Source organism: Polaromonas sp. P3_B4 (assembly GCF_056402835.1).
On record NZ_JBFUGQ010000003.1, the window covers coordinates 104,597 to 117,532 of the forward strand.

General features: G+C 62.1%; 10 protein-coding genes and 1 riboswitch. Of the genes, 5 read left to right on the top strand and 5 right to left on the bottom strand.

Going from position 1 to position 12,936, the window contains the following annotated elements; genetic code table 11:
• Positions 1 to 9: 9 nt before the first annotated feature.
• Positions 10 to 2,829, bottom strand: coding sequence for a methionine synthase (metH, locus tag AC1DVV_RS20160; RefSeq protein ID WP_477689679.1), 2,820 nt, complete (start codon positions 2,827 to 2,829; stop codon positions 10 to 12).
• 15 nt (positions 2,830 to 2,844) lie between these two features.
• Positions 2,845 to 2,941, bottom strand: a riboswitch (S-adenosyl-L-homocysteine riboswitch).
• 93 nt (positions 2,942 to 3,034) lie between these two features.
• Between metH and AC1DVV_RS20165 the strand changes: the two genes are divergently transcribed.
• Complete coding sequence (locus AC1DVV_RS20165; protein ID WP_457281758.1) at positions 3,035 to 3,643, top strand: Crp/Fnr family transcriptional regulator; 609 nt, start codon at positions 3,035 to 3,037, stop codon at positions 3,641 to 3,643.
• 70 nt (positions 3,644 to 3,713) lie between these two features.
• Here the strand turns inward: AC1DVV_RS20165 and AC1DVV_RS20170 are convergent, their stop codons facing one another.
• Positions 3,714 to 4,697: a Bug family tripartite tricarboxylate transporter substrate binding protein gene (locus AC1DVV_RS20170; protein ID WP_457281759.1), complete on the bottom strand. Its 984-nt coding sequence runs from the start codon at positions 4,695 to 4,697 to the stop codon at positions 3,714 to 3,716.
• A gap of 244 nt (positions 4,698 to 4,941) precedes the next feature.
• Entirely contained in the window at positions 4,942 to 5,988 is a 1,047-nt protein-coding gene (locus AC1DVV_RS20175; protein ID WP_457281760.1) for a homocysteine S-methyltransferase family protein, read from the bottom strand.
• A gap of 205 nt (positions 5,989 to 6,193) precedes the next feature.
• Between AC1DVV_RS20175 and AC1DVV_RS20180 the strand changes: the two genes are divergently transcribed.
• Both AC1DVV_RS20180 and recQ read left to right on the top strand, forming a co-directional pair.
• A complete protein-coding gene (locus AC1DVV_RS20180) occupies positions 6,194 to 6,586 on the top strand; it encodes a rhodanese-like domain-containing protein (protein WP_457281761.1) in 393 nt (130 codons plus the stop codon).
• A gap of 117 nt (positions 6,587 to 6,703) precedes the next feature.
• Positions 6,704 to 8,596 carry a DNA helicase RecQ gene (gene recQ / locus AC1DVV_RS20185; RefSeq protein WP_477666991.1) on the top strand — a complete coding sequence of 631 codons (1,893 nt, stop codon included), beginning with the start codon at positions 6,704 to 6,706 and terminating at the stop codon, positions 8,594 to 8,596.
• A gap of 50 nt (positions 8,597 to 8,646) precedes the next feature.
• Here recQ and AC1DVV_RS20190 read toward each other — a convergent pair whose 3' ends face one another.
• Both AC1DVV_RS20190 and AC1DVV_RS20195 read right to left on the bottom strand, forming a co-directional pair.
• The gene (locus AC1DVV_RS20190) at positions 8,647 to 9,681 is read right to left on the bottom strand and encodes a glycosyltransferase family 2 protein (RefSeq protein ID WP_457281763.1); all 1,035 of its coding nucleotides are present in this window, start codon (positions 9,679 to 9,681) and stop codon (positions 8,647 to 8,649) included.
• Positions 9,671 to 10,183 (bottom strand): serine O-acetyltransferase, encoded by a 513-nt coding sequence (locus AC1DVV_RS20195; RefSeq protein WP_477701552.1) that lies wholly within the window; start codon positions 10,181 to 10,183, stop codon positions 9,671 to 9,673. The genes AC1DVV_RS20190 and AC1DVV_RS20195 overlap by 11 nt, the downstream gene beginning before the upstream one ends.
• A gap of 490 nt (positions 10,184 to 10,673) precedes the next feature.
• Here AC1DVV_RS20195 and AC1DVV_RS20200 point away from each other — a divergent pair, with 490 nt between their 5' ends.
• Positions 10,674 to 11,648: an amino acid ABC transporter substrate-binding protein gene (locus AC1DVV_RS20200; RefSeq protein WP_457282080.1), complete on the top strand. Its 975-nt coding sequence runs from the start codon at positions 10,674 to 10,676 to the stop codon at positions 11,646 to 11,648.
• Between the two features lie 85 nt (positions 11,649 to 11,733).
• Entirely contained in the window at positions 11,734 to 12,936 is a 1,203-nt protein-coding gene (locus tag AC1DVV_RS20205; RefSeq protein ID WP_477646926.1) for an amino acid ABC transporter permease, read from the top strand.

Here is a 12,936-nt window from a genome sequence, read left to right on the forward strand (position 1 = left end):
AACGGCTTTTCAGAGATTCGGTGCCAGCAGGCGCTGCAACTCGCCGGCCTTCAGGCCGCGCCGCTTGGCCAGGTCCTGCAGCTGGTCGTCGCCGATCTTGCCGACGTTGAAGTAGGCGCTTTGCGGGTGGCTCAGATAAAAGCCGCTCACACTGGCCGCCGGTGTCATGGCCAGGCTTTCGGTCAGCGCCATGCCGACCTCTTCGGCCTTGAGCAACTCGAACATTTCTTTCTTGACGCTGTGGTCCGGGCAGGCCGGATAACCTGGCGCCGGGCGTATGCCCTGGTATTTTTCGGCGATCAAGGCTTCGCTGTCCAGTGACTCGGCCGGCACATAGCCCCACAAATCCTTGCGTACGCGCTGGTGCAGGCTTTCGGCAAACGCTTCGGCCAGGCGGTCAGCCAGCGCCTTGAGCATGATGGACGAATAATCGTCGTGGTCATCCAGGAAGTACTTTTCCTTTTTCTCGGCGCCAATGCCTGCCGTGACGGCAAAAAGACCGATGTAGTCCGGAATTTTTGAGATGTTTTTTCCCGCAGCGCCCGCATATTCAGCGCGAGCAGCTATCAATTCAGGAGCAAGTACCTTGGGTGCGACAAAATCAGCCAGGCAACGGCTGGGGCGCATCACGCCGTCAATTGCGGTTTTTTCGGTTTGCTGGCGCAGGCCGTACCAGGTCATGGCCACTTCGCTGCGCGACTCGTCGGTGTAGATCTCGATGTCGTCGCCCACGCTGTTGGCGGGGTACAGCGCCATCACGCCGTTGGCGGTGAGCCAGCGGCCTTCGATCAGGCGCTTGAGCATGCGCTGCGCGTCGGCGTACACGCGCACAGCCTCGGTGCCCACCACCTCGTCTTTCAAAATGGCCGGGAAGGCTCCGGCCAGGTCCCAGGTCTGGAAGAAAGGACCCCAGTCGATGTACTGGGCCAGCTCCGACAGGTCGAAGTTCTTGAACACGCGGCGGCCAATGAACTTGGGCACGGGCGGTGTGTAGTGGGCCCAGTCCATTGACGTGGGATTGGCGCGGGCCTTGGCCAGCGGCCACATCGGTACCTGCTTTTTGTTGGCGTGCTGGGTGCGCACCTTGTCGTAGTCGGTATACAGCTCTTCGATGTATCTGGCGGCCTGGTCGGACAGCAGGCTTTGCGCCACGCTCACGCTTCGTGACGCATCGGGCACATACACCACCGGGCCTTCGTAGTGCGGGGAGATCTTGACGGCCGTGTGCACGCGGCTGGTGGTGGCGCCGCCTATCAGCAGCGGAATCTTCTTGATGCGGAAATGATCGTCCTTTTGCATCTCGGCGGCCACATACTGCATTTCTTCCAGGCTGGGGGTGATGAGACCCGACAGCCCGACGATGTCGGCGCCTTCAACCTTGGCGCGCGCCAATATTTCATGGCAGGGCACCATCACGCCCATGTTGACGACTTCAAAGTTGTTGCACTGCAAGACCACCGTCACGATGTTCTTGCCAATGTCGTGCACATCACCCTTGACCGTGGCGATGATGATCTTGCCTTTGGTCTTGACGTCACCGCCGGCGGCTTCGAGCAGCAGCTTTTCGGCTTCGATGTAGGGCAGCAGGTGCGCCACGGCCTGCTTCATCACACGGGCGCTTTTGACGACCTGGGGCAAAAACATCTTGCCCTGGCCGAACAGGTCACCGACGATGTTCATGCCGTCCATCAGCGGGCCTTCGATGACGTGCAGCGGCCGGCCGCCCTCCGCAAGGATCTCCTGGTAGACCTCTTCGGTGTCAGTCACGATGTGCTCGTTCATGCCGTGGACCAGCGCATGCGACAGGCGCTGGCGCACCGGCAGGGCACGCCATTCATTCTTCTTGCTGTCGTCCTTGGCGCCGCTCCTGGCAGTCTCGGCCACTTCAATCAGGCGTTCGCTGGGCGTGAGCTCAGGCTCGCCCGGCTTGTAGACCGGTGTGCGGTTGAGCACCACGTCTTCGACGCGCTCGCGCAGCACAGGGTCCAGGTCGTCGTACACGCCGACCATGCCGGCGTTGACGATGCCCATGTCCATGCCCGCCTGGATCGCGTGGTACAGGAACACGGTGTGGATGGCTTCACGCACCGGGTCGTTGCCGCGAAAGCTGAAGGACACGTTGGACACGCCGCCAGAGACCTTGGCGCCCGGCAGGTTCTGCTTGATCCAGCGCGTGGCGTTGATGAAATCGACCGCGTAGTTGTTGTGCTCTTCGATGCCGGTGGCGATCGCGAAAATGTTCGGGTCGAAGATGATGTCTTCGGGCGGAAAGTCCAGCTCGTCGACCAGCACGCGGTAGGCGCGCTCGCAGATTTCGACTTTGCGCTCATAGGTGTCGGCCTGGCCTTTTTCATCAAAAGCCATCACCACCGCTGCCGCGCCGTAGCGCTTGAGCAGCTTGGCCTGCTGCCTGAAGGGCTCCAGACCCTCTTTCATCGAGATCGAGTTGACGATTCCCTTGCCCTGGATGCAGCGCAGGCCGGCTTCGATGACGCTCCACTTGGAGCTGTCGATCATGATGGGCACACGCGCGATGTCGGGCTCACTGGCGATCAGGTTCAGGAAGCGCACCATGGCGGCCTGGCTGTCCAGCATGGCCTCGTCCATGTTGATATCGATGATCTGGGCGCCGTTTTCGACCTGCTGGCGGGCCACGGCCAGCGCCTGCTCGTATTCACCGTTGAGGATCATGCGGGCGAAGGCCTTGGAGCCGGTGACGTTGGTGCGTTCGCCAATATTGACAAACAGCGTGCCCGCGCCGATGGCGACCGGCTCCAGGCCGGACAGCTTCATGGGGGGAACATTGGGCAAAGATTCAGTTTCAGACACGGACTCACCTTGAGGCAAAGGTGAGCGTCGTTGCCGCAGGGGCCGCCGGAAGCCGCCGCCTGTAACCCAAGCCTGACGAACGCTTGTGTTCGCTGCAACGCTCCTTGGGTTACCATCATTTTAAGGGCTGAACGCCGCCCGCGCCATATCCTTGCACCAATGGCAAGAGATACCAACAAAAGTCCAGGGGATAGCCGGAGCCACCATGTTTGAAAACCTGTTCGGCAGAAAACAGCGGGGAACGCCCGATGCGCCCGAGTCCATGCGTCCCAAAGACCGCATGCGGGCCATTGAGGGCTCCAGCACGGCCGAGCTTGCCGCCAGGCTGCTGATTGCACCAACCGCCCTGATGCAGCTCACGCCCGAAGAGGCTTTCACTGTCGTCAGCTACATGACGCCGCGCAGGATTTCCGAGGGAACGACCTTCATCCGCGAAGGCGACAAGAGCGATACCGGTTATATGGTGCTGCTGCTCGAAGGCGAAGTCACTGTCGAAAGCATTGTGGTCAGCCGCCGCACGCCGGTCACCATCACGGTGCTGGGCCCCGGCAGCCTGATCGGCGAAATGGGCCTGGTCGACGGCCAGGCGCGGCTGGCGTCATGCACTGCCAGCAGCGACGTGAGCTGCGCCGTGCTGTCGCGCGCAGCGCTTGAAAAAATGGGGGAAGAGCAACCGGTGACTGCGGCCAAACTGATGTTTGCCGTTTCGCTGCGCATCGCCGAACGGCTGCGCGACACCAGCGAAAAACTCAAGATGTACAGCCAGCTGGTACAAGCCATGCAGCAGGAAATCGACCGGCTGATGCCGGGCTGATTTCCGTCTGGCAGAAAAGCGGGGAAGGCGCCAGGCTAGCCGCCCTTTCCGCCCTTTCCGCCCTTTCGATTTAGTCGAGCTTGATTTTGGCGACCTTGATCAGGCGTCCATAATCGGCGTGCTCTTTCATCACCATGTAGGCAAAGTCGGCAGAGCTCATGGGGCTGGGGGTCGCGCTCATGCGTGCAAACTTTTCTGCGGTATCGGGCGTGTTGAGCGCGTCGGCGAATGCCCTCTGCAGCTGGTCTGCCGTGGCTTTGGGGAGGTTGGCCGGGCCAAAGATGCCGAACCAGGTGCTGATGTGAAAGCCGGGCAACACGTCATTGATGGTCGGAATTTCCGTGAAGCTGCTGGAGCGGTTGATGGTGGTCACGCCAAAAGCGACCAGCTTGCCCGACTTGATGTTGGCGCTGGCAGAGGCCAGGTTGTCGAACATCAGGTCGGTCTGGCCGGACAGCAGGCCAGCCTGCGCCTGGGCCGAGCCGCTGGAAGGCAGGTGCACCACGCTGATCTTGGCCAGGCTTTTAAACAGCTCGCCCGCGAGGTGGCCGGCGCTTCCATTGCCGCCGGAGGCATAGTTCAGCCGGCCGGGATTCTTGCGTGCGTAGGCAATCAGGTCCTTGGTGTCCTTGATTTTCAGCCGCCTGGCCGTCTCGGCATTCATGACCAGCACGTTCGGCACCCGCGCCACCAACGTGATGGGCGTGAAGTCCTTCAATGCGTCGTAGGGCATGTTTGGGTAGAGCCATGGGTTGATGGCATGGGTGGCCACCGCCCCCATCACCAGCGTATGGCCGTCTGCAGGTGCCTTGGCGACGAGGGCCGCACCCACGTTTCCGCCGGACCCCGGCCGGTTGTCAACCGTGACTTCGGTTTTGAGCAGGGGACGCAGCTTCTCGGCCAGGATGCGCGCAGCGTTGTCCAGCGGGCCGCCGGCTGGATAGGGCACGACGATCGTCACCGGTTTTTGGGGCGACAGTTGTGCATGGCCTGCGAAAGCCGTCATCGCCAACGTGAATGCCGCTGCGGCCTTGATGAATAAACCCACCTTCATGATTTCCTTGGTTGTGTTGTGTTGCGTTGTTTTGCCGAACCATCAACGCTGCAGGGCGCAGCGCCGGAGAATGAAAACAGGGTTCGGCAAAGGGGCCTGACTATAGCCGCGAAATATGACTTTTCGGGACATCGCCGGGCACGTCATCTCATATGCATACTTATTAAGTACACGCGCATCTGAGAACCGGCTTTTTCGGCCACCCGACGGCATCACCCGGAAGTGATGCGGGGCAGCGCTGCCCTCAGGCGGCCTCTTTGTAGAAGGCGCCGCGCTGCAGGGAGCGGCTGGCGACCGGCGCAACCGCATGGGCGATGGCACCTATGTGATCCGGAGTGGTGCCGCAGCAACCGCCCACGATGTTGACAAGGCCTTCCTCGGCAAACTCGCGCAGCAGGCGGGACGTCACGTCGGGTGTTTCGTCAAAGCCGGTGTCGCTCATGGGGTTGGGCAGGCCGGCATTGGGGTAGCAGCTGATGAAGGTGTCGCCGGCCACGCGGGCCAGCTCCTGGATGTAGGGGCGCATCAGGGTGGCGCCCAGTGCGCAGTTGAGGCCGACTGCCAGTGGTGCGGCATGGCGCACACTGTGCCAGAAGGCCGTCACGGTTTGTCCGCTCAGGATGCGGCCCGAAGCGTCGGTCACGGTGCCGCTGATGATCAGGGGCAGGCGCTCGCCGGAGTTGTCGAAGTACTCATCGATGGCAAACAGCGCCGCCTTGGCATTGAGCGTGTCGAAGATGGTCTCGACCAGCAGCACGTCGCTGCCGCCCTTGACCAGCGCCTCCGTCTGTTCGTAATAGGCCTTGCGCAACTCCTCGAAGCTGGTGTTGCGCGCGCCCGGATCGTTCACGTCGGGGCTGATGCTGGCCGTCTTCGGCGTGGGGCCGAGGGCGCCGACGACAAAACGCGGCTTGTCGGGTGTTGAAAACTTGTCGCACGCGGCACGGGCGATGCGGGCCGACTCGTAATTCATCTCGACGGCCAGGTCGGCCATGTCGTAGTCGGCCTGCGCCACGGTAGTCGCGCCGAAGGTATTGGTTTCAATCATGTCGGCGCCCGCAGCCAGGTAGCCCTCATGGATGTCCTGGATCACGTCGGGGCGCGTCAGGCTCAACAACTCGTTGTTGCCCTTCACGTCCTTGTGGAAGTCCTTGAAGCGTTCGCCGCGGTACTGGGCCTCGTTGAGCTTGAAGCGCTGGATCATGGTGCCCATCGCACCGTCGAGGATGGCGATACGCTGTTCCAGGATGGCCGGCAGTTGTTGGCCGCGGGTGTAGATGATTGGCTTCATGGCCCGATTTTAAGGCGCTGCGTCATTTCCAGCGGACCCGCGGATAGCGCCCCTGTTTTCAGCCGGGCATTCTGCGTTCGATAAGGCTCCAAGCCAGCATAAGCCGTGGAACCGGCTTTGCCGGGCCACAGGCGGGCGGCCCCCTCGGGGGCAGGGAGCCACACGAAGTGAGCGACCGTGGGGGCTTAGACTATCAGCCCCGACTATGAAAAACTTTCAACCCAAAGAAGCCTGGACCTGGCTGCAGGCACACCCTGACGCGCTGTTTGTGGACGTGCGCATGGAGATCGAGTCGTTGTACGTCGGCCGCCCCCCAGGCGTGGTCAACGTGCCGTGGTACGAATACCCCGACCTGCAGCCAGACCCGCAAAAGTTCGCCGACGCCGTGGCGCGCGAAGCTGCCGGCAAGGCGCAGCCGGTGCTGCTGATCTGCCGCTCCGGCAAGCGCACGCTGGACGCCGGCAAGGCCCTGGAAGCAGCCGGCTTTTCTGATGTGCAGCATGTGGTGCACGGCTTTGAAGGTGAGCTCGACGAACAGTTCCAGCGCTCCACCCTTTCCGGCTGGCGCTTTGACGGCCTGCCCTGGGAGCAGATGTAGCCGGTTTTCCCCGCTATTTATGTGTCAAACAGGCCTCCAGCCCTTATGGATCTTGCGCAAGCAGCTCCTATTTTCATAGCACTCATTTTCACCACACCGACTTTCCGGCTTAACACCTTGTCTTCACTGCCCATTTCTGCGCCTTTGCCGACACCCCTGGACGTGCTCAGCCGGGTTTTTGGCTACGACAGCTTCCGCGGCCCGCAGGAGGCCATCGTGGACCATGTAGTTCGCGGCGGCGATGCCCTGGTACTGATGCCCACCGGCGGAGGCAAATCACTGTGCTACCAGATCCCGGCCATCGTGCGGCAAAACGCCGGCCACGGGGTCACGGTGGTGATCTCGCCGCTGATTGCGCTGATGCATGACCAGGTGGGCGCCCTGCATGAGGCCGGCGTGTCCGCCGCATTTTTAAACTCGACACAAAGCTTTGAAGAAAGCAGCCAGCTTGAAAAGCAATTGCTGCGCAACGAGCTGACGCTGCTTTATGCCGCACCCGAGCGCATCAACACCCCGCGCATGAAGGGACTGCTCGGCTCGCTGCATGAACGCGGCCTGCTCAGCCTGTTTGCGATTGACGAAGCGCATTGCGTGAGTCAGTGGGGCCACGACTTCCGGCCCGAATACCGGTCATTGAGCCTGCTGCACGAAACCTTCCCGAACGTGCCGCGTATCGCGCTGACGGCGACCGCGGATGCGCTGACACGGCAGGACATGATCGAGCGGCTCAAGCTGGAAGACGCACGCGCATTCGTCAGCAGCTTTGACCGGCCGAACATCCGCTACACCATCGTCGAAAAAACCGACGCCACACGCCAGCTGCTGCGATTCATTGAAAGCGAACACGCCGGAGAAGCCGGCATTGTGTATTGCCAGTCACGCAAACGCGTGGAGGAAATTGCCGAAGCCCTGCAGGATGCCGGCCTCAAGGCCATGGCCTACCACGCGGGCCTGGACAGTGCCCTGCGCCAGCAGCGGCAAGACCGCTTCCTGCGCGAGGAAGGCACAGTGATGGTCGCAACGATTGCCTTCGGCATGGGCATCGACAAACCTGACGTGCGTTTTGTCGCGCACCTGGACATGCCGAAAAACATCGAAGGCTATTACCAGGAAACAGGCCGTGCCGGCCGCGACGGCCTCCCCGCCAACGCCTGGATGACGTACGGCCTGCAGGACGTGGTGAACCAGCGCCGCATGATAGACACCAGCGAAGCCGCCAGCGAAGAGTTCAAGCAGGTCATGCGCGGCAAGCTGGATGCCTTGTTGACGCTGGCTGAAGACACGCGTTGCCGGCGTGTCAGCCTGCTGCATTACTTCGGCGAAGACAGTCAGCCTTGCGGTAACTGCGACAACTGCCTGCAGCCGCCGGTGGTATGGGACGCGACCGAAGCCGCACGCAAGATGCTCAGTTGCATTTACCGCGTGCAGCAGGCCAGCGGCATCAGCTTTGGTGCAGGCCACCTGATGGACATCCTGCGCGGCAAGGCGACCGAAAAAGTATTGCAGTACGGCCACGACAAGCTCAGCACCTTCGGCATTGGCGCCGACCTGTCCGAAGTGCAGTGGCGTGGCGTGTTACGCCAATTGATCGCCAAGGGCATGGTGCGGGTCGACCCCGATGCGTTCAACACGTTGCAGCTGTTGCCTGATGCACGCCAGGTGCTCAAAGGCGAAGTCAGCGTGATGCTGCGCGAGCAGTCGGCCGGCGCCGGTGAACGGCGCAAAGGCAGTTCCAAAAAAGGCACCAAAACCTCCGCCAAAGGCATGGCCGAAGCCTCGCTCAATGCCGGTGCACTGGAGCGCCTGGCCCGCCTGAAAGCCTGGCGCGCCGAAGTCGCCCGCGAACACAACCTGCCGGCCTTCGTGATCTTTCATGATGCAACCTTGCGTGCCATTGCAGAACGCGCGCCGCAAGGCATTGCCGATCTCGAAGGCATCAGTGGTATCGGCGTCAAAAAACTCGAGGCCTACGGGGCCGAAGTGCTGCGCGTCTGCGCCGGGGCGGATTAGGCCCTCGCTTCCGATGGCCGATTCCCGTGCGGTGCCGGCAGCCCGGCCGCTTAAGTTGCGCCAGACGTATTGCGGATTTCGACGCTGTCTATGGCAGCCCGCGCAGGGCGCTGCGGTGTCAACAACCCGCGTACCAGGCCAGCGGCGTTAAAGCACCACGACACGACCGAGAACACGGCTTTGGTGGCGCTGCGTTTTCGCCATGCCATCAACAGGACGGGTGCTGCTGCAATGCCGGAGAAGGCTCCGATGCGCGCTGTCCACGGCATGGGAACCACCAGAACGGCAAGCAACACTGCCCACCACGCAAGCACGGCGACATACAGCCGCAACTCGCGCACCCGCGTTAGCACCAGCCCCAGGTGCGACTCACCCCAGGCCGCGCGCAGCACTTCGCCCAGGCCGCAGATGTAGCGGCTGCGCCAGCGGCGCACCAGCAATTGATAGGGAGGCGCATCGTGGCCATGGTGCCGCACGGAATCGGTGCCCAGGCGCCACAGCTTCCAGCCCCGGGCATGCAGGCGCATGGCCAGGTCAAACTCTTCATAGCTGTGCAGGTTGCGGTCTGAAAAATACCCGGCCTGCTCCACCGCAGCTCTGCGATACAGGCCGCCCATGTCCAGCCGGTCCACCATGCCCGCCTGCATATGACCCAAACCGCGCTCCACGCGCGCCACGTATTCCAGGCTGCTGGTGTTCATTTCAACGACCTGCCCTCCCACGCCGGCCACGTCGGGGTGCGCCTGCATGAAGGCCAGCGCCTGCGGCAAAAACCCGGGCAGCATTTCCATGTCGCCATCCAGGATGTACACAAATTCGCCTGCCGAATGCTGGTAACCCAGCTGCGGGCCGATGCCGCAGCAGCGCTCATTGGCACGTGCCAGCTGCACGATACGGATGGGATAGGCAGACGCCAGCGCCACGGTGCGGTCGCTGGAACAGGAATCGGCCAGCACGACCTCGCCACCGACCATCCGGACGGCCGCCAGTGCACTTTCCACCGCGGCCACGATGCGCTTTTCTTCATTCAGGGCCTTGATGACGATGCTGACCGTGCAAGGCGTTTCGCTGGCTTCAGGAAGCATCGTCACGGCTCCTCAAAATAATGCGGGCCGGCACACCCACGGCAAGGGCTCCGGCGGGGACGTCGGTGATCACCACGGCATTGGCGCCAATGTCGACGTCGTCCCCGATCCGTACAGCCCCCAGGATCTTCGCGCCGGCGCCGATATTGACGCGGTCGCCGATGTGCGGCGCCTCGAGCGGCCTGTCGATACGCTGGTTGCCGATGGTGACGCCCTGGCGGATGATGCAGTCGTCCCCGATCACGGCCCGGCCATGCACCACAATCGCACCGGAATGCTCAATCACCAGGCGCCGCCCAATTTGGGCCGAGACGCCAATCGTGACGCCGCAAAACATTTCAGCCAGTTTGGCCAGCACCAAGTGCACGGCACCCAGCGGATAACGCACCAACCTGGACTGAAACCGGTAGCGCAGGTGCCCCAACCGGTACACCTGCAATGCCCAGAAGCCCAGGGACAAGACGCCTTCCTGCGCCACCCGCAAGTCTTCAAGAAAAGCCATTGTTATTGAGCTTTCGTAACATGCATCAAGACGTGAAACCCCTCCCCCGGCCGCAGGCTCCAACGGGGACCGCTCGGGTTTGGGGGATGAAGTCCGCGGCAAGTCCATCAGAACCCGACAAAAGCCGGAGCAGAAAATTCAGCCCTTGCGGAAATGCGGCGCAAGATTCGTACCAATGGACTCACCCGGAACTTGCCTGGCTGCGGTACCACCGGCGCAAGCAAGCTGTCGGAAGGCCATTGTGCCGGGGATGATTGGGGTTCCCTGTCAGCCGGATTCCCGCATAAGGTTATGCATCTTTCGCCGTGGTTAGCCTTTGCCTAGTAAGGGCTTGCCCTGAGAGGTACCCGCCATAGTTGGGCTAGCATCCGCCATTGGCATGGTTCGTGCTGATGTCGACCTACTTATTGACTGGAGAATCCTCGTGATCAAACTCGTAAAGAAACATGGACTTGTTGCCCTTGCAGCGGCCGGCCTCACTGTTGCAGCCATGGCACCTGCCCATGCCGGCAAGACACTGGACGCCATCAAGGCACGGGGTCAGGTGATTTGCGGCGTGAACGTCGGGCTGGCGGGGTTTTCCTCTGCCGACAGCAACGGCGCCTGGACCGGGCTCGACGTGGACGTCTGCAAAGCCGTCGCGGCCAGCGTGCTGGGCGACGCCAGCAAAATCAAGTGGGTTCCCCTGAACGCCCAGCAGCGCTTTACCGCCCTGCAGTCCGGCGAGGTTGATGTCCTGTCGCGCAACACCACGTTCTCGCTGACGCGCGACGCCTCTCTGGGCCTGCACATGACCGCCGTCACCTACTACGACGGCCAGGGCTTCATGGTCCCGGTGAAAAGCAAGATCAAAAGCGCCAAGCAGCTGAAAAACGCCACCGTCTGCGTGCAGTCCGGAACCACCACGGAAAAAAACCTGACAGACTTCTCCAAGGCCAACAACCTCAACATGAAACCTGTCGTGTTTGAAAAGCAGGAAGCCGTCAACGCCGCCTACTTCTCCGGCCGTTGCCAGGCCTACACCACGGATGCATCCGGCCTGGCCTCGGTGCGCAACAAGGAGGCCAAAGTACCGGCCGACCACCTGATCCTGCCAGAGCTGATCTCCAAGGAGCCACTGGGCCCCATGGTGCGCCGCGGTGACGACGAATGGTTCGCCATTGTCAAATGGGTGATCTACGGCATGATCGAAGCGGAAGAATATGGCGTGACCCAGGCCAATGTCGATGCCATGACCAAGGAAAGCAAAGACCCGGTGGTCATGCGCCTGACCGGTAGTGGCGAAGACACCGGCAAGCTGCTGGGCCTGGACAAGGAATGGCTGGTTCGCGCCGTCAAGGCCGTCGGCAACTACGGTGAAATCTTCGACCGTAACGTCGGCCCCAAAACGCCCCTGGCACTGCCGCGCGGCCAAAACAATCAATGGAATAAAGGCGGCCAGATGTACGCCATGCCGGTGCGCTGAACGACTCCTTCCGATGCGCTGAACGCAACGGGCCGCTCGCAACCATCCGTTGACGAGCGGCCCGTTTTACTTGGGTAACCGCCTTATGTCCGAGCATTCCCTGATTCCCGCGCGGCCGGCGCCGGCGCTGCGGCGCAGAGTTTTTTCCTGGCGCAGCAAGCAGGCGCGCGCCGTTGTCTACCAGATCCTGGCCGTCAGCCTGATCGTCTTCCTCGTGTGGCTGCTCGTGAGCAACACCATGAGCAACATGAAGACGCGCGGCATCCAGAGCGGCTTTGATTTTCTGTTTCAGCCCGCCGGTTTCGACATCGGGGAAGGCTGGCTGAATTACGACTCGATTGATCCCTACTGGAAAGCCTTCCTCGTGGGGCTGGTGAACACGCTGCGCGTGGCCGTGGTGGGCATTGTGCTCACGTCCGTGCTGGGAACCCTGCTGGGCGTGGGACGCTTTTCGCGAAACGCCCTGATCCGCGGCCTGTGCTATGGCTATATCGAGATGTTCCGCAACATTCCGGTGCTGCTGCAGCTGTTGATGTGGTACCTGCTGTTCACGGAATACCTGCCGGCCATTGACCAGGCCCTGCATATCGGCAGCCTGGTGTATATCAGCAAGAACGGCCTGTCTTACCCCTTTCCGGTGTGGCATCTCGGGCAGACGCTGGCCCTCGTCGGCATGGCGGCCGGTGGTGTGGCGGGGTTTGTTTATGCGCGCCGGGCACGCCACCACTTTGACCAGACCGGCCATGCGCGCCCCGTGTTGTGGGTGGTGCTGGGACTGGTCGCGGCCGGTGCGCTGCTGGGCTGGCTGGCCGGTGGTGCACCTTCCGAATGGAACCTGCCGAAACTGACGGAAACCCAGGTGGAGGGCGGTGGCGCGCTGTCGCCTGAATACCTGGCGGTGCTGCTCGGGCTGGTGCTCTACACCTCGGCCTTTGTGGCGGAGGTGGTCCGCGCCGGAATTGCCTCGGTCTCGCTGGGCCAGCACGAGGCCAGCGCATCGCTGGGACTCTCGCGCGGCCACTCCATGCGCCTGGTGGTGCTGCCCCAGGCGCTGAGGGTCATCATCCCGCCGCTGACCAACCAGTACCTGAACCTCACCAAAAATTCGTCACTGGCCGTTGCCGTGGGCTACCCCGACCTGGTGTCGATTGCCAACACCTCGCTCAACCAGACCGGCCGCGCCGTCGAATGCATTGCCATCATCATGCTGATCTACCTCACCACATCGCTGGCCACCTCTGCGCTGATGAACTGGTTCAACAGCCGCGCCGCCATCAAGGAACGCTGA

Excerpts from the sequence above, each read along its gene's own strand:
- AC1DVV_RS20175 (WP_457281760.1), bottom strand. The coding sequence starts at position 5,988 with ATGAAGCCAATCATCTACACCCGCGGCCAACAACTGCCGGCCATCCTG.
- AC1DVV_RS20205 (WP_477646926.1), top strand. The coding sequence starts at position 11,734 with ATGTCCGAGCATTCCCTGATTCCCGCGCGGCCGGCGCCGGCGCTGCGG.
- AC1DVV_RS20190 (WP_457281763.1), bottom strand. The coding sequence starts at position 9,681 with ATGCTTCCTGAAGCCAGCGAAACGCCTTGCACGGTCAGCATCGTCATC.
- AC1DVV_RS20180 (WP_457281761.1), top strand. The coding sequence starts at position 6,194 with ATGAAAAACTTTCAACCCAAAGAAGCCTGGACCTGGCTGCAGGCACAC.
- AC1DVV_RS20170 (WP_457281759.1), bottom strand. The coding sequence starts at position 4,697 with ATGAAGGTGGGTTTATTCATCAAGGCCGCAGCGGCATTCACGTTGGCG.
- AC1DVV_RS20165 (WP_457281758.1), top strand. The coding sequence starts at position 3,035 with ATGTTTGAAAACCTGTTCGGCAGAAAACAGCGGGGAACGCCCGATGCG.
- AC1DVV_RS20200 (WP_457282080.1), top strand. The coding sequence starts at position 10,674 with ATGGCACCTGCCCATGCCGGCAAGACACTGGACGCCATCAAGGCACGG.
- AC1DVV_RS20195 (WP_477701552.1), bottom strand. The coding sequence starts at position 10,183 with ATGGCTTTTCTTGAAGACTTGCGGGTGGCGCAGGAAGGCGTCTTGTCC.